The sequence below is a fragment of the Burkholderia sp. LFS061 genome, from assembly GCF_047978125.1.
Classification (GTDB): Bacteria; Pseudomonadota; Gammaproteobacteria; order Burkholderiales; family Burkholderiaceae; genus Burkholderia; species Burkholderia pyrrocinia_C.
Map to the genome: position 1 here is coordinate 59,833 of NZ_JBFPFS010000006.1, position 16,331 is coordinate 76,163.

A 16,331-nucleotide genomic window follows, 5' to 3' on the forward strand; every position below is an offset into this window, starting at 1 on the left:
GAAACGCCTGCAGGCGGATTCCCATGAAAAACGTCCTCAGCATTCAGTCGCACGTCATCTACGGCCATGCCGGCAACAGTGCGGCCGTGTTCCCGATGCAGCGCCTCGGCGTCAACGTCTGGCCGCTCAATACCGTCCAGTTGTCGAACCACATGCAGTACGGCCACTGGGCCGGCAGCGCGATCGATGCCGCGAAGATGGAGCAGCTCGTCGACGGGATCGCCGCGATCGGCGCGCTCAAGCGCTGCGACGCCGTGCTGTCCGGCTTCCTCGGCTCGCCGCCGCAGGCGCGCGCGGCAGTCGAGATCGTCCGCACGGTGAAGGCGATGAATCCGGACGCGTGGTACTTCTGCGATCCGGCAATGGGCCAGACGGGCGGCATCCGGCCCGAGCCCGGCGTCGAGGAATTCATGGTCCAGGAGGTGCCCGCGCTCGCGGACGGCATGTCGCCGAACCACACCGAACTGCAAAAGCTCGTCGGGCGGCGCATCGAGACCGTCGCCGAAGCCGTCGACGCGTGCCGCGCGCTGATCCGCCGCGGCCCGCAGATCATCCTTGTCAAGCACCTGCACGACCGCAACAGCCCGGCCGACCGCTTCAACATGCTCGCGGTCACTGAAACCGAAGCGTGGATCGGCCAGCGTCCGTTATACGCATTTCCGCGCCATCCGGTCGGCGTCGGCGACCTCACCAGCGCGGTGTTCGTCGCGCGCCGGCTGCGCGGCGACTCCGTGCGCGCCGCGTTCGAGCATACGCTCGCGGCCGTGCACGCGGTCGTGAAGGCCACCTACGATGCGCGCCGCTACGAACTCGAACTCGTCGCCGCGCAGGACGAGATCGCACGCCCGAGCGAATGGTTCGGCGCGTGGGTGACGGACGCCTGACGCGCCCGCACCGACTCTGCTTCGCCGGCGCGCATGCGCGCCGCCCTGCTTTCCTGCTTTCCTGCTTTCCTGCTGCACCATAACCGCCGGCGATACGCATCCCGATGCCGGTCCGATGCATGTGCAAACGATTCCGGACTTCACATGAATGACACCGATTCCTCGCTATGCTCGCGTCGGCACGCCCCCGCGCAGCCGCATCCTGCGACCCGGACGCGCCCTTCCCGTAGTTCCCGCCAATCGGCTCCCCTCTTTACCGCACGATAACGACCATGACCCGATCGAACCGTCGTGACTTCCTGCGCGTCGCCGCCGGCACTGCCGGCGCCGCCGCGCTGAACCTGTTTCCGCCCGTGATCCGCGATGCGCTTGCGATTCCCGCAAACCGCCGCACCGGCACGATCCGCGACATCGAACACATCGTGATCCTGATGCAGGAGAATCGCTCGTTCGACCATTACTTCGGCACGATGCGCGGTGTCCGCGGCTTCGGCGACCCGCGCGCGCTGCGTCTCGCGAACGGCAAGTCGGTGTTCCACCAGCCGGTCGGCCCGGCCGAGCTGCTGCCGTTCCACCCCGGCGCGGACAAGCTCGGCCTGCAGTTCCTGCAGGACCTGCCGCACGGCTGGCAGGACATGCACGCCGCGTGGAACAAGGGCCGCTACGATCAGTGGGTGCCGAACAAGGGCACCACGACGATGGCTTACCTGAAGCGCGACGACATCCCGTTCCATTACCAGCTCGCCGACGCGTTCACGATCTGCGATGCGTACCACTGCGCGATCCCGAGCTCGACCGACCCGAACCGCTATTACATGTGGACGGGCTACGTCGGCAACGACGGCACGGGCGGCGGCCCGGTGCTCGGCAACGAGGAAAAGGGCTACGGCTGGAAGACCTATCCGGAAGTGCTCGAACAGGCCGGCGTGTCGTGGAAGATCTACCAGGACGTCGGCACGGGGCTCGACGCAAACGGCTCGTGGGGCTGGACGCAAAACCCGTACATCGGCAACTACGGCGACAACGCGCTGCTTTACTTCAACCAGTACCGCACCGCGCTGCCCGGCACGCCGCTGTACGAGAAGGCGCGCACCGGCACCAACATCAGCGCGGGCGGCACGCTGTTCGACGTGCTGCAGCAGGACGTGAAGAACGGCACGCTGCCGCAGGTGTCGTGGATCTGCGCGCCGGAAGCGTATTCCGAGCACCCGAACTGGCCCGCGAACTACGGCGCGTGGTACATCGAGCAGGTGCTGAAGGTGCTCGTGTCGAATCCCGAAGTGTGGAGCAAGACCGCGCTGTTCATCACGTACGACGAAAACGACGGTTTCTTCGACCACGTGCCGCCGCCGTTCGCGCCGCAATCGCGCGACAACGGGCTGTCGACCGTCGAGACGACCAACGAGGTGTTCGCCGGCGACGCGTCGCACATGGCTGGCCCGTACGGGCTCGGGCCGCGCGTGCCGATGCTCGTCGTGTCGCCGTGGACCAAGGGCGGCTGGGTCTGCTCGCAGACCTTCGATCACACCTCGCTGCTGCAATTCATCGAGGCGCGGTTCGGCGCGCAGTATGCGGTCACCGCGGCCAATGTGTCGCCGTGGCGCCGCACGGTGTGCGGCAACCTGACGTCCGCGTTCGACTTCTCGACGCCCGACGCAAGCTGGCCGCAGCTCCCGGACACGACCGGCTACGCGCCGCCCGACCGCAATCGTCACCCCGACTACATCCCGGTGCCGCCGGTCGTCCAGCATCTGCCGAAGCAGGAACACGGCCTGCGTCCGGCGCGCGCGCTGCCGTACGAACTGTTCGTGCACGGGCGGATCGACAACGCGAGCGGCCAGTTCCGGCTGACCTTCGCGAACACCGGCGCCGCCGGCGCGGCGTTCCAGGTCCAGGCGCGCAACCGCGTCGACGGCCCGTGGGCCTACACGGTCGACGCCGGCAAGCGGGTCTCCGACACGTGGAGCCCCGCGCCGTCGCTCGGCCTGTACGACCTCGACGTGTACGGCCCGAACGGCTTCTACTGCCACTTCCGCAGCCCCGCCGCGTCGGCGGTCGGCCCCGCGAGCGTCAACCCCGAGGTGATCTACGGCTACGACGTCGCGAACGGCAACATCACGCTGCGCCTGATGAACCGCGGCCACAAGGCCGTGCGGCTCAAGGTCACGAACGCTTACGGCCACGGCCACGCGCGCACGTTCGACCTCGCACCGGGCGCGCGGGTCGACGACTACTGGGACCTGCGCGGCAGCCACGGCTGGTACGACCTGACCGTCAGCGACGGCAAGCCGCTCGGCTTCCAGCGCCGCTTCGCAGGCCACGTCGAGACGGGCCGCCCGAGCACGAGCGACCCGGCGATCCGCACGACGTCGTCGCACAGCGACGCCGAGGCCGCATCGGACGCGCTGTCCGACTGACGGCGTCCCACACGCGGCGCGGCCCCGGCGGGCCGTGCCGCGTCTCTGCCCTGCCCCGCTCTCCCTCCTCCCCGCCCGTTCCGTTCGCGACGGGAAACTCCCGATACCGGCCGCCACCGCACGCGCGGAAGCTGTGCGCAAATCCTCATCGAATGCGCGGCAAATTGCCAAGACCCGTGCATATCGGCGACCTATAAATCGAGGCGATCGGGGCTCTTCGCGGAGCCTGACGGGAGATTCTTCCGAGGATCACGATGCCGACCTCCCCGCCCGATTCCGAGAAGCGGTCGAACCGCCCGCCCGTCGCACGCGCCTGGCCCGCCCGAGCGCGTGCGGTACCCACTCGCAGGTATCGAACAAGAGGAACCACATGAAATTCCGTCATTCCCTGCTGTCGGTGTCGATTGCATCCGCGCTGGCCCTCCTCTCGCAACAGGCCGCCCGGGCCGCCGACGCAACCGACGTGAAGGTCGGCTTCGCCGCACCGCTCACGGGCGTGAACGCCGGCTACGGCAAGGACCTGCAGAACGGCGTGCAGCTCGCGCTCGATGACGCCGCCGCGCAGAAGGTGCAGATCGCCGGCAAGCCCGTGCACTTCAATCTCGTCGTGCAGGACGACCAGGCCGACCCGCGCATCGGCGTGCAGGCCGCGCAAGCGCTCGTCGACCAGAACGTGTCGGTCGTGGTCGGCCACTTCAACTCGGGGACGACGATTCCGGCGTCGGTCGTCTACGACAAGGCCGGCATCCCGGTGATCGATCCGGCCGCGACCAACCCGACGCTCACGTCGCGCGGGCTCGCGAACATGTTCATGGTGATCGCGACCGACGGCCAGAACGCCGGCAACGCCGGCAAGTATGCGGTCGACGTGACGAAGGCGAAGCGCATCGCGATCATCGACGACCGCACCGCGTTCGGCCAGGGCGAGGCCGACGAATTCGAGAAGGCCGTGAAGGCCGCCGGCGGTACGATCATCGGTCGCGAGTTCACCAACAACCAGGCGGTCGACTTCCGCGCGCAGATCACGAGCCTGAAGGGCAAGAACCCCGACCTGATCTTCTTCGGCGGCCTCGATTCGCTCGCCGCGAACTTCGTCAAGCAGATGCGCCAGCTCGGGCTGAACGCGCAGTTCGTCGGCGGCGGCGGCGTGAAGGACAACGAGTTCATCAAGATCGCGGGCCCGGCTGCCGAAGGCGCGATGGCGTGGGAATACGGCCGGCCGCTCGACGAACTGCCGCAAGGCAAGGATTTCGAACAGCGCTTCAAGAAGCGCTTCGGCGTCGACGTGCTGTCGTACGCGCAGTTCGGCTACGACGCGGCCTGGGCGGCGATCAAGGCGATGCAGGCGGCCGGCTCGACCGACCCGAAGGTCTATCGCCCGGTGCTCAAGAAGGTCGACTTCGAAGGGGTCACCGGCCGCATCTCGTTCGCGAACGACGGCTCGCTGAAGAGCGGGATGTCGACGCTGTACCAGGTGAAGAGCGGCGCGTGGAAGACGATCGTGACGAAGGGAGGCTGATCGGCGGTGTCGGCGGCCGGCGGCGGAAACGCCGTCCGGCCCCGGAGACCGGCGAAGTTATGCCGATCTCATATGACGACTGATGTTGGCGCGATGCAATCGGGCCCGCGGCAACGCGGGCCGCACTGCCCGGCGGATCAATTGGCCTGCGTGTCGCGCTCGGCTTCGGCTGCCTCGTGCGCGCGGCGCAGCCGCTCGCGGCTGTTGGTGAGGTGTGTGCGCATCGCGGCGCGGGCGGCCTCCGGGTCGTGGCGCGCGATCGCCTCGTAGATATCCTCGTGCTCGTGATTCAGCCGGCCGACGTAGCGCTCGAGGTCGTCGCCGGCAAAGCGCGCCGAATTCACGCGCGTGCGCGGGATGATCGACGTGCCGAGCTGCGTCATGATGTCGACGAAATAGCGGTTGCCGGTGGACTGCGCGATCTGCAGGTGGAACTGGTAGTCAAGCTGCGCCGTGTCGCGGCCGCCGCCCGCCCCCGTCGCGATCGCGTCGAGCGCACGCCGCAGCGCGGCGAGGTCGGTATCGTTCGCGCGCTGCGCGGCGAGGCTCGCGCACTCGCTCTCGAGGCTGATGCGCAGTTCGAGCACCGCGAGCACGTCGCGCAGCGTCGTGATCGTCGCGGGATCGATGCCGAGCGCCTGGCGGCGCGACGGCTCCAGCACGAAGCTGCCGATGCCGTGGCGCGTTTCGACGAGGCCGCTCGCCTGCATCCGGGAGATCGCCTCGCGCACGACCGTGCGGCTCACACCCTGCGCCGCCATGACTTCGGTTTCGGTCGGCAGCTTGTCGCCGGGACGCAGCGTGCCGTTTTCGATCTGCGCGGTCAGCGCGTCGACGACATCTTGTGCGAGGCTGCGTGCGCGACGGCGCGGCGCTGCGGGAAACGTAGGCACGGACATGAGGCCGGTTCCTTTTTGAATGATCGTAATGTGGGCCGAGGGTTTACGCGGGGTTTGAGCGAAAGCCGATGATTCATTATACTGCGTCACAAGTCATCCGACGACTGATGATATACGCACGGTTCTCCTGTCGACTCAAGCCGGCGTTCCGGCGCCTGCTGGTCCCATGCGTTACGATCAGCCAGCGTTCGCGTTCTGCGCTTCGCTGGTCCGGTTGTCGCTCCCACCCCGTTCCGGGTTTGCTGTCGACATGCGGGCCTTGCGCGCCGCGCACGTCGGTTGTCGAATGATCGCACCTCCCGCCGCGCGCGGCAAAGCTTTTGCCGCACGGCATTGCCCACCCTTTCGCCATCGCCGCCCATGAACGCCGCCACTGCCTCGCCTTCCCACGACACGCCGCGCATCGTCGACCTGCAAGCGATTCCGGTCGCCGGCCACGACAGCATGCTGCTCAACCTGAGCGGCGCGCACGGCCCGTTCTTCACCCGCAACCTCGTGATCCTGAAGGACAGCGCGGGCCAGACCGGCGTCGGCGAAGTGCCGGGCGGCGAAAGCATCCGCCGCACGCTCGACGATGCGCGCGCACTCGTCGTCGGCCAGCCGGTCGGCAATTACCACGCGGTGCTCAACGACGTGCGGCGCACCTTCGCCGACCGCGACGCGAGCGGCCGCGGGCTGCAGACCTTCGACCTGCGCACGACGATCCACGCGGTCACCGCGCTCGAAGCCGCGCTGCTCGACCTGCTCGGCCAGCATCTCGGCGTGCCGGTCGCCGCACTGCTCGGCGAAGGCCAGCAGCGCGAGCGCGTCGAAATGCTCGGCTACCTGTTCTACGTCGGCGACCGCACGAAGACCGCGCTGCCTTATCGCGACGGCAGCGGCGCGACCGACGACTGGACCCGCGTGCGCAACGAGCCGGCGCTGACGCCCGAGGCGGTCGTGCGGCTCGCCGAGGCCGCGCATGCGCGCTACGGCTTCAACGACTTCAAGCTGAAAGGCGGCGTGTTCGAAGGCGCGAGCGAGATCGAGGCCGTGACGGCGCTCGCCGAACGCTTCCCCGACGCGCGCGTGACGCTCGATCCGAACGGCGCGTGGTCGCTCGACGAGGCCGTGCGGCTGTGCCGCGACCAGCATCACGTGCTCGCCTATGCGGAAGATCCGTGCGGCGCGGAGAACGGTTACTCGGGCCGCGAGGTGATGGCCGAATTCCGTCGCGCGACGGGATTGCCGACGGCGACCAACATGATTGCGACCGACTGGCGGCAAATGGGTCACGCGGTGCAGCTTCAGGCTGTCGACATCCCGCTCGCCGATCCGCACTTCTGGACGATGCAGGGTTCGGTGCGCGTCGCGCAGATGTGCCGCGACTGGGGTCTCACGTGGGGCTCGCACTCGAACAACCACTTCGACGTATCGCTCGCGATGTTCACGCATGTCGCGGCCGCCGCGCCGGGCCAGGTCACCGCGATCGACACGCACTGGATCTGGCAGGACGGCGAACGGCTGACGCGCGAACCGCTGAAGATCGAGAACGGGCTGGTGGAAGTGCCGAAGCGGCCGGGGCTCGGCATCGACATCGACATGGATGCGGTCGCGATCGCGCACGAGCTGTACAAGCAGCACGGACTCGGCGCCCGCGACGACGCGGCGGCCATGCAGTATCTGATTCCGGGGTGGACGTTCAACAACAAGCGCCCCTGCCTCGTGCGCTGAGCACGGACGGCCCGGGCGACGGCCTCGCCCGGCCGGGACGAAGTCCGAAGGAATGATGCAGTTCGAGGCCGGCCCGGCTGATGTCGGGCTGGAGAGGCGGTGCAGGTGGAACGAGATCCGGACGGTTGCTTGCGGCTATGCCGGACCTGCCGAGCCGGACCTGCCGAGCCGGACCTGCCGAGCCGGACCTGCCGAGCCGCACCTGGCCGGCCGCACCTGGCCGGCTAGCGCTACCCGGCCAGCCCTAGCCGGCCGCCCCAATCCCCCGCGCCATCCCCGATGCGGCGAACACGATGACGACCAGCAGCACGGCCTGCCAATGGCCGATCCGCACATAGGTGCGCGCGCGGCCGATATCGGGCATCTGCTGCCGCCGCGCGGCGACACGCCAGCGGATCAGCCCGAGCATCGGCACGACCTCGAGCAGCAGGATCAGCACGAGCGCGGTCATCTTCAGATGAAAGAGCGGTTCGTGCAGGTAGTACGCGGTGCCTTTCTCGAAACCGCCGAACGCGCGCATCAGCCCCGTCACGATCAGCACGAGCGCCGACAGCCCCCAGGCAGCATCGGCCTTGAATACGGCGGGCAAGTCGGCCGCCTGCGCCGACGCGATGAGCCGGCGCAATGCGCGGTTGCGTCCCGCGATCGCGGCAAACGCGACGGCGAACGCGCTCAGGTGAACGGCAGCCAGCAACCAACGGACGATCATCGTGCCTCCTTGTCGCCCGCGCCCGGTGCGCGAGCCGTGTCAGACGATCTGCTTGAGCGCCGCGTCGAGCGCGAGCACCGCGACGCGGTCGCCCTCGGTCGCAAGCGGCGCGCGCATCACGATCTGCCGGTTATGGCCGACGGCTGCCGGCGAATCCCACAGCAACTCCACCTTCGGCCGCCGGAACAGGCCGCCGCCGCGTGGCGGCACGGCCGCCGGCTGCACGTCCGGCGCGCCCTGATCACCCGCGACGGGCGCCGCCCGGCCGGGCCAGCGCACCGACAGCTCGCGCGCGTCGTACTGGCCGACCTTGCGGCTTTCCATCCAGACGATCGCGGTACGCGTCAGCACGTCGAGCGAAATCGCGTAGCGGCCGACCGCGAAGCGGCGTGCCGCCACGTTGGTCCGCCACAGCGGCCGCGGACGGCAGATCCAGACGATCGCCGCATAGAGCGCCGGCGCGGCGACGAGCCAGCCGTTGGTCGCCGTCACCGCATGCAGCGCGCGGCGCCAGCCGGCCGCCCATGCGAACGCGCCGACCGACCAGACGGCGAACAGGAAGCCGATCAGCGCGAAGACGCGCAGCGCCTGGCGCAGCCATTGCGGCAGCGGATGAAACGGCCGCTCGGCGCGCGCGACGGCACCCGGCAACGCGAGCAGCAGGAAGATCAGCACGAGGTAGACGAACGCCCACGGCGACGACACCATCGCCGACAGCGACGCCCGATAGCCCATCTGGGACATCGAGAACAGCCAGCGCGCGAGCAGCACGAGACCGATCGCGCGCAACGCGAAGATCACGCCGGCGCCCGGGGCCGGCGCTGCGCGCGTGGTTTTCGTTCTCGCCAAGACAGCTCTCCTCTGGATGATCGTGCGGGGCCGGATTTCACGGCACGGCCATTATAGGGACATTACCGTCTGGACAGACTGCCGGATGGCGTGCCCGGCCGCTTCATGGGCCGTTCGCGGCGTCGGGCGCGGCGAGAATACAACAGATCCGCGCCGCGGATGTGACAACGCCCCGCCGGGAACCCGGACGGGGCGTCGATGACGGCCGCGCGCCGCCGTGCGGCGGCGGCCGGCGAATCAGCTTGCGTTGACTTCGCGGAGCACGGTGCGGCGCTTCTGGCGCAGCAGTTCCTCGTAGCCCTTCACGTAGTTCTGCGCCATCACCTTCGACGAGAAGCGTGCTTCGAACGCGGCGCGGACCTTCTCGCGCGGCAGCGTATCGAGGCGCTTGAGCGCCGCGACGGCCGACAGTTCGTCTTCGACGACGAAGCCCGACACGCCGTTGTCGATCACTTCCGGCACCGAGCCGCGCTTGAACGCGATCACCGGCGTGCCGCATGCCATCGCCTCGATCATCACCAGGCCGAAGGGCTCCGGCCAGTCGATCGGGAACAGCAGCGCGTGCGCGTTGCCGAGGAATTCGGTCTTTTCGGACTCGCTGATTTCGCCGATGTACTCGACGTGCGGCAGCGCGAACAGCGGCTTGATCTTCTCTTCGTAGTACGCGCGGTCGGCCTTGTCGAGCTTCGCGGCGATCTTGATCGGCAGGCCGGCCTGCTCGGCGATGCGGATCGCCGTGTCGACGCGCTTCTCCGGCGAGATGCGGCCGAGGAACGCGAGATAGCTCGGCTTCACGTTCGGGATCGGCGTCAGCAGGTTTTCCGGCAGGCCGTGATAAACGGTCGACAGCCAGTTCGCCTGCGGCAGCGGGATGCGCTGGTTGTCGGAGATCGACACGACCGGCACGTCGCTGAATGCGTTGAAGATCGGCTGCAGTTCCGGCAGGTCGAGACGGCCGTGCATCGTCGTCAGATGCGGAACCGGCTGGCGCGAGAACAGCGAGAACGGGTAGTAGTCGATGTGGCAGTGCAGGACATCGAACTCTTCCGCGCGGCGGCGCACCTGCTCGAGGAGCAGCATATGCGGTGCCATCACGTCGCGGATCGTCGGGTCGAGGCGCAGCGCCTGCGGCCAGCACGCTTCGAGCTTCGCGGAGGTTTGCGAATCGCCGCTCGCGAAGAGCGTGACGTCATGCCCCATCTCGACAAGTGCTTCGGTGAGGTAGGACACCACTCGCTCGGTACCGCCGTACAGCTTCGGGGGAACTGCTTCGTGCAACGGAGCGATTTGGGCGATTCGCATGCGTAACTCCTAAAAAATCGGCTAAAAACCAGGTTGGGTCGGCAACCTGCCGGCGGTCTCCGGGCTGGATGCATTTCGTCCGAAAAATTGGACGAATCAGCCTGCCGGGGGCGTCGAACCCGCGCTGCTCGAGGAGCGTCGGCGACGCGACAGGCATAGAACGTTTGAAACGAAGACCCGTTGACAGGGGTTCGTAAAAAAACCTGGAATCGAACCCGGAGCCGATTATCTAGGGTTAATCCCGATACGGCGCACAACATTTCAAACACTTTACTTTGTTACAAAGGCGCAACACTTTGCAACCCGCGGACTCGGGTGTCCGTTCTAGAGTGGAAGGCCCTTTTGGCGATCCTGGTCACCCGTGACTGCCGGCAGCTTGATTCCGGCACATGAGGCAGGACGGGATGCCGGATTTTATCTCAAAATAGATCGCGAGCCCCTGGCCAAGGCAAGATTCGCGCAGCGCAACGCATGCGTTGTTTACAATGCCGGATTATTCAGTCCGGGCGAACGCCGGCATGCGATCCCGCCGCAACGCTCAACCACCGAATCACCGCACGCATATTTTGGAATCTCTCACCCCTGCCCAGCGCAACGCCCACAACGCGAAGCTGTCGAGCTACGCGCACCGGCCGATCGCGTTCCTGTTCCGCTACATCCGCCTGCATCCCGTGGCCCACCTCATCGTGCTCTGCAGCGTGCTGGCCGCCGTCGGCTGCGCGCTCGGCTCGCAATACGCGATCAAGCACCTGATCGACGTGCTGGCGACCGGGCGCCATCACCCGGGCCCGCTGTGGAGCGCGTTCGCGCTGCTCGTCGGGCTGATCGCGGCCGACAACCTGCTGTGGCGCGTCGGCGGCTGGGTCGCCGCGCACACGTTCGTCGCGGTCACCGGCGACCTGCGGCGCGACCTGTTCCAGTACCTGATCGGCCATTCGCCGACCTACTACTCGGAAAAACAGCCCGGCACGCTCGCGAGCCGCATCACGGCCACGTCGAACGCGGTCTACACGTCGGAGAACACGATGGCGTGGAACGTGCTGCCGCCGTGCATCGCGGTGATGGGCGCGATCCTGATGATCATCGTCGTCAATCCGCTGATGGCCGCCGGCCTGCTCGGCTGCTCGGCCGTGCTGTCCGTGATCCTGTTCAAGCTCGCCGGGCGCGGCTCGGCCCGCCACCATGCGTTCGCGGCAAAGGCCGCGGCGGTCGACGGCGAACTCGTCGACGTGATCGGCAACATGGGCCTCGTGCGTGCGTTCGGGATGACGCTGCGCGAGCAGAAGCGTTTCGGCGCGACGGTCAAGGCCGAGATGGACGCGCGCCAGCAGAGCCTGCTCTATCTCGAGAAACTGCGCCTGCTGCACGCGGTGATCACCGCGATGCTGTCCGCCGGCCTGCTCGGCTGGGCACTGTGGCTGTGGGACCAGGGCCGCGCGACATCGGGCGACATCGTGCTCGTCAGCTCGCTCGGCTTCACGATCCTGCACGGCACGCGCGATCTCGCGGTTGCGCTCGTCGACGTCACGCAGCACGTCGCACGGCTGTCCGAAGCCGTGAAGACGCTGCTCGAGCCGCACGGGATGCAGGACCGCTCCGATGCGCAGCCGCTGTCGGCCAAGGGCGGCCGCGTCGCCTTCGAGCGCGTGACGTTCGCGTATCCGCACCGCCGTGCGATCCTCGACCACTTCGATCTCCATATCGAACCGGGCCAGCGCGTCGGCCTGATCGGCAAGTCGGGCGCCGGCAAGTCGACCGTGCTCGCGCTGCTGCAGCGCTTCTACGACACGCAGGACGGCGTCGTGAAGGTCGACGGCCAGGACGTGAAGGCGATCACGCAGGACAGCCTGCGCCACGCGATCGCGCTCGTGCCGCAGGACATCTCGCTGCTGCACCGGACGATCTACGACAACATCGCGTACGGCCGCCCCGACGCGACCCGCGACGAAGTGCTCGCCGCAGCGCGCGACGCGCGCTGCGCGGAGTTCATCGAGGCGATGCCGGAAGGTTATGACACGATCGTCGGCGACCGCGGCGTCAAGCTGTCGGGCGGCCAGCGCCAGCGCATCGCGATCGCGCGCGCGATCCTGAAGGATGCGCCGATCCTGCTGCTCGACGAAGCGACGTCGGCGCTCGACAGCGCATCCGAGGAAGCGATCCAGAGCGCGCTCGACCGCCTGATGGTCGGCCGCACGGTGATCGCGATCGCCCACCGCCTGTCGACGCTGCGCAACTTCGACCGGATCATCGTGATGAGCAACGGCAAGGTGATCGACGACGGCAGCCCCGAAGTACTGCGCAACCGCCCCGGCCTGTATCGCGACCTGCTCGCGAAGCAGCACGGCCGCCATCACGCGGCCCCCGACGGCAACGCGCCGACCGGCGAACGCGTGGCCTGACGCGTCCGCGCGCAGCCGATAAAAAAGCCGCAGTGCTTCACGCACTGCGGCTTTTTTTCATTGCATCGGGAACGGCCAGCCGGGATGGCGCGGAATGCGCCGCGCGATGCGTCGGACCTACCGGCTAGCCATGCTGCAGATCGCGCAGGAAGTTGTCGCGCCACACCGACACGTTGTTCTCGCGAAGCTGCGCGATCATGTCCGCGTAACGCGCGCGCCGCTCGGCGAGCGGCATCGTCAGCGCCTGTGACAGCGCATCGGCCATCCCGTCGATATCGATCGGATTGACGATCAGCGCGCCCGTCAGCTCGCGCGCGGCGCCCGCGAAACGCGACAGCACGAGCACGCCCGGATCGTCCGGATTCTGCGCGGACACATACTCCTTCGCGACGAGGTTCATCCCGTCGCGCAGCGGCGTCACGAAACCCACGCGTGCGAGCCGGTACAGCGCGGCCAGCACCTGGCGGTCGTACTGGCGGTGAATGTAGAGGATCGGCGCCCAGTCGAGCTCCGCGTAACGCCCGTTGATGCGCCCCGACTCCGCTTCGAGCTGCAGGCGGATGTCCTGGTATGCGCGCAGGTCCGCGCGCGTCGACGGTGCGATCTGCAGGAACGACACGCGGTTGCGGATCGACGCCTGGTGTTCGAGCAGTTTCTCGAACGCGCGGAACCGCTCGACGAGCCCCTTCGAATAATCGAGCCGGTCGACGCTCATGATCAGTTGCCGCCCGCGCAGCGACGTCGCGAGCGTGCGTACGGCCTTGCCGTGCTCGCCCGCCTGCGCGAGCGTCGCGATCTCGTCCGGATATACGCCGATCGGATAGGCGGCCGCACGCAGCGTCTGGCCGAACGCGCGCACGCGCACCGTGTGGCCGTCGCGTTCGACCTCGCCGCCCGCCTCGAATTCGACGTAGTCGCAGAACGCGCGCAGGTCGGGCTCGGTCTGGAAACCGAGCAGGTCGAACGCGCACAGCGACTCGACGAGCTCGCGGTGCGGCGGCACGTTGACAAGCACCTGCGCGGCCGGAAACGGGATGTGCAGAAAGAAGCCGATGCGGTTCTTCACGCCGGCCTCGCGCAGCGCGCGTGCGAACGGGATCAGGTGATAGTCGTGCACCCAGATCACGTCGTCGTCCTGCAGCAGCGGCACGAGCTGCTGCGCAAGCCACACGTTGACGCGGCGATAGCCGTCGAATTCGTGGCGGTCGTACTGGATCAGGTCCGCGCGGTAATGGAACGCGGGCCACAGCGTCGCATTCGAGAAGCCGCGGTAATACTGGTCGTAATCGCGGCGCGACAGGCCGACGGTCGCGAACGTCACGGGCCCGCGCTCCTCGATGCGGATCTGCGGCGCGCCGGAGGCGACGACCTCGCCGCTCCAGCCGAACCACATGCCGCCCGTCTCCTTCAGCGCATCGTAGACGCCGATCGCGAGGCCGCCCGCCGCCGGTTCGCCTTCCGAAATCGGGGCGACGCGGTTTGAAACGATGATGAGCCGGCTCATGCGTGCGGCAGCCCCGCGCCAAGCCAGCACGCGATCTGCTCGTGCAGCGCGTCGACCGAGTCGAGCCGCATGCGGGCGGACGTCTCGCCCGCGCCGACCTTGATCGACAGGCCGCCGCGCGCGTTGACCACCGCGAAGCCCTTCTCGTCGGTCAGGTCGTCGCCCGCGAACAGCGGCATGCGGCCCGCGAACGGCGGCTCGTCGAGGAACGCGGCCAGCGCACGCCCCTTGTCGACACCCTTCGGCTTGATCTCGAACACCATCTTGCCGGGCTGCAGCACATACGCATCCGCGTATTCGGCGACGAGGCGCTCGGCCGCTTCGCGCGCAACCGCCTCGCGCTCGGGCGCGTTGCGATAGTGCAGCGCGACGGCCGCGCCCTTGATTTCGAGCAGCATGCCCGAATGACGGTCGACGACGGCCGCGAGCTCGCGCTCGATGCGCAGCAGACGTTCGTCGTTGAAGCCGATGCGCTGCGTGTCGCCGTTCGCATCGCGGCGCTCAGCGCCGTGCAGGCCGGCGATCGGCAGGCCGGGCATCTTCAGGAACGTGTCGAGGTTGTCGATGCCGCGCCCGGACACGATCGCGACGGCGCCGTGCGAGCGGCGGCGCAGCTCGTCGAGCAGCGTCGGCAGCGACGGCGGAACGTGAATGCTATCGGGCGTCGGCGCCAGTTCGACGAGCGTGCCGTCGAAGTCGAAGAAGAACGCGGTATCGGTCAGGGACAGGGAAGCCGGAACGGATTGCATCGATTCGATAATGTGAGGGGCGGCCGGCAAACGCCGGGCTGCCGCTGCGCGAATGGAATTGTGCGCATCTTACCGCGCCTGCGCATCGAGTTGGGCGAAACCGGCGCATCGCAAGCAGCGCGCCGCCAGCCGCGTCAACTGCGACATATTGCCCCGCTCGCCCGCGCCGTACGGGTTTCGAAAGGACGCAGGCGCGCGAATTGCGCTACAGTCGCAACCGCCTGCCGCGCGACGCATGGCGCCGCGCCGGCCGGCCACCATTCCGTCCGATCGAGCCCCAGGATGCCGTCTGCCCGTCCCGCGCCGCGCCGGCGCTTCTCCCGTTTCATCCGCACGGCCGCGGCCCTCGCCGCCGCCATGGCGCTCGCCGCGTGCACGCACGACGAGCCGCGCTGGAACCTGACCAACGTCACCGGCCACCTGCCCGACCTGTCGTTCACGCTGACGGGCGGCGACGGCCATCCCGTCGAAGCCGATGCATTCCGCGGCCGCGTCGCGCTCGTCTACTTCGGCTACACGCACTGCCCCGATGTCTGCCCCGAAACGATGGCGCGGCTGATGGAAGTGCTCGCGAAGCTCGGCCCACAGGCGAACGACGCGCGCATCCTGTTCGTCTCGGTCGATCCCGCGCGCGACACGCCGCAGGCGATGCAGTCGTATGTCGCCGCGTTCGACCCCGCGCATGCGCGCGGCCTGACCGGCACCGACCGCCAGATCGAATCGCTCGCAAAGCGCTATCGCGTTGCGTACCAGATGGAAAAACGCGATCCGTCCGGCGGCTACGAAGTCACGCACAGCTCGGCCGTCTACATCTTCGACGCGAGCGGCCGCGCGCGCCTGCTCGCGACCGACCGCGACTCGCCCGACGCCATCGCCGCCGATGTGCGCCGGATCATCGACACCGCCCCCACTACCTGAATGCATTCCGACATGAAGACGAAGACGACCCTCAAGACGTTCGCCCTCCTCGCCGCGCTGTGCGCCACCGCCCAGGCCTATGCCGCCGGCACGATCACCGCGCAGAACGCGTGGGTGAGGTGGCTGCCGAACAAGCTGCCGGCCGGCGGCTACGTGACGCTCGTGAACACGGGCGACAAGCCGGTCGATCTCGTCGATGTCGACAGCCCCGACTACGGGATGACGATGCTGCACCAGACCGTCTCGAACGGCTCGACGCAGAAGATGGAAATGGTCGACAAGCTGACGATCCCCGCGCGCGGCAAGGTCGACATCGCGCCGGGCGGCTATCACTTCATGCTCGAGGAGCCGAAGCACGCGATCAAGCCGGGAGACACCGTGCACCTGCGCCTGAAATTCTCCGACGGCGAAACGGTCGACACGCCGTTCGCCGTGAAGTCGCCGGCCCAGGCGAAGTGATGCGCGCGCG

At 68.0% G+C, this 16,331-nt stretch carries 13 protein-coding genes; 7 read left to right on the forward strand and 6 right to left on the reverse strand.

Annotated elements, in window-relative coordinates; translation table 11 throughout:
• The first annotated feature begins 23 nt into the window (after nt 1–23).
• The 3 genes from pdxY (at nt 24) to ACNQQL_RS07215 (ending at nt 4,820) form a co-directional block, all read left to right on the forward strand.
• Nucleotides 24–884 carry a pyridoxal kinase PdxY gene (gene pdxY / locus ACNQQL_RS07205; protein ID WP_034183134.1) on the forward strand — a complete coding sequence of 287 codons (861 nt, stop codon included), beginning with the start codon at nt 24–26 and terminating at the stop codon, nt 882–884.
• 272 nt (nt 885–1,156) lie between these two features.
• A complete protein-coding gene (locus ACNQQL_RS07210) occupies nt 1,157–3,301 on the forward strand; it encodes a phosphocholine-specific phospholipase C (protein ID WP_347063707.1) in 2,145 nt (714 codons plus the stop codon).
• Between the two features lie 370 nt (nt 3,302–3,671).
• Entirely contained in the window at nt 3,672–4,820 is a 1,149-nt protein-coding gene (locus tag ACNQQL_RS07215) for a branched-chain amino acid ABC transporter substrate-binding protein (protein WP_175962327.1), read from the forward strand.
• A gap of 137 nt (nt 4,821–4,957) precedes the next feature.
• Here the strand turns inward: ACNQQL_RS07215 and ACNQQL_RS07220 are convergent, their stop codons facing one another.
• Complete coding sequence (locus tag ACNQQL_RS07220; protein ID WP_034183131.1) at nt 4,958–5,719, reverse strand: FadR/GntR family transcriptional regulator; 762 nt, start codon at nt 5,717–5,719, stop codon at nt 4,958–4,960.
• A gap of 360 nt (nt 5,720–6,079) precedes the next feature.
• On the opposite strand from ACNQQL_RS07220, the gene gudD reads away from it, so the two are divergent.
• The gene (gene gudD / locus ACNQQL_RS07225) at nt 6,080–7,432 is read left to right on the forward strand and encodes a glucarate dehydratase (RefSeq protein ID WP_347063708.1); all 1,353 of its coding nucleotides are present in this window, start codon (nt 6,080–6,082) and stop codon (nt 7,430–7,432) included.
• Nucleotides 7,433–7,676: 244 nt separating this feature from the next.
• Here the strand turns inward: gudD and ACNQQL_RS07230 are convergent, their stop codons facing one another.
• The 3 genes from ACNQQL_RS07230 to ACNQQL_RS07240 all read right to left on the reverse strand — a co-directional run bounded on the left by ACNQQL_RS07230 (nt 7,677) and on the right by ACNQQL_RS07240 (nt 10,292).
• A complete protein-coding gene (locus ACNQQL_RS07230) occupies nt 7,677–8,141 on the reverse strand; it encodes a DUF2214 family protein (protein WP_347063709.1) in 465 nt (154 codons plus the stop codon).
• Between the two features lie 39 nt (nt 8,142–8,180).
• The gene (locus ACNQQL_RS07235; protein ID WP_204426042.1) at nt 8,181–8,990 is read right to left on the reverse strand and encodes a hypothetical protein; all 810 of its coding nucleotides are present in this window, start codon (nt 8,988–8,990) and stop codon (nt 8,181–8,183) included.
• A 237-nt stretch (nt 8,991–9,227) separates the two neighbouring features.
• On the reverse strand, nt 9,228–10,292 hold the full coding sequence (locus ACNQQL_RS07240) for a glycosyltransferase family 4 protein (protein WP_006476459.1): 1,065 nt from the start codon (nt 10,290–10,292) through the stop codon (nt 9,228–9,230).
• A gap of 566 nt (nt 10,293–10,858) precedes the next feature.
• On the opposite strand from ACNQQL_RS07240, the gene ACNQQL_RS07245 reads away from it, so the two are divergent.
• Nucleotides 10,859–12,691 carry an ABC transporter ATP-binding protein gene (locus tag ACNQQL_RS07245; protein WP_072435971.1) on the forward strand — a complete coding sequence of 611 codons (1,833 nt, stop codon included), beginning with the start codon at nt 10,859–10,861 and terminating at the stop codon, nt 12,689–12,691.
• A gap of 124 nt (nt 12,692–12,815) precedes the next feature.
• On the opposite strand, the gene otsA is transcribed toward ACNQQL_RS07245, so the two are convergent.
• Together otsA and otsB are read right to left on the reverse strand one after the other, a co-directional pair.
• Nucleotides 12,816–14,195, reverse strand: a complete 1,380-nt coding sequence (gene otsA / locus ACNQQL_RS07250) for an alpha,alpha-trehalose-phosphate synthase (UDP-forming) (RefSeq protein WP_072435972.1) — start codon at nt 14,193–14,195, stop codon at nt 12,816–12,818.
• On the reverse strand, nt 14,192–14,944 hold the full coding sequence (gene otsB, locus ACNQQL_RS07255; protein ID WP_072435973.1) for a trehalose-phosphatase: 753 nt from the start codon (nt 14,942–14,944) through the stop codon (nt 14,192–14,194). The genes otsA and otsB overlap by 4 nt, the downstream gene beginning before the upstream one ends.
• Before the next feature lie 282 nt (nt 14,945–15,226).
• On the opposite strand from otsB, the gene ACNQQL_RS07260 reads away from it, so the two are divergent.
• Both ACNQQL_RS07260 and ACNQQL_RS07265 read left to right on the forward strand, forming a co-directional pair.
• The gene (locus tag ACNQQL_RS07260) at nt 15,227–15,862 is read left to right on the forward strand and encodes an SCO family protein (RefSeq protein WP_347063710.1); all 636 of its coding nucleotides are present in this window, start codon (nt 15,227–15,229) and stop codon (nt 15,860–15,862) included.
• 12 nt (nt 15,863–15,874) lie between these two features.
• The gene (locus ACNQQL_RS07265; RefSeq protein WP_347063711.1) at nt 15,875–16,321 is read left to right on the forward strand and encodes a copper chaperone PCu(A)C; all 447 of its coding nucleotides are present in this window, start codon (nt 15,875–15,877) and stop codon (nt 16,319–16,321) included.
• The last annotated feature ends 10 nt before the right edge of the window (nt 16,322–16,331 follow it).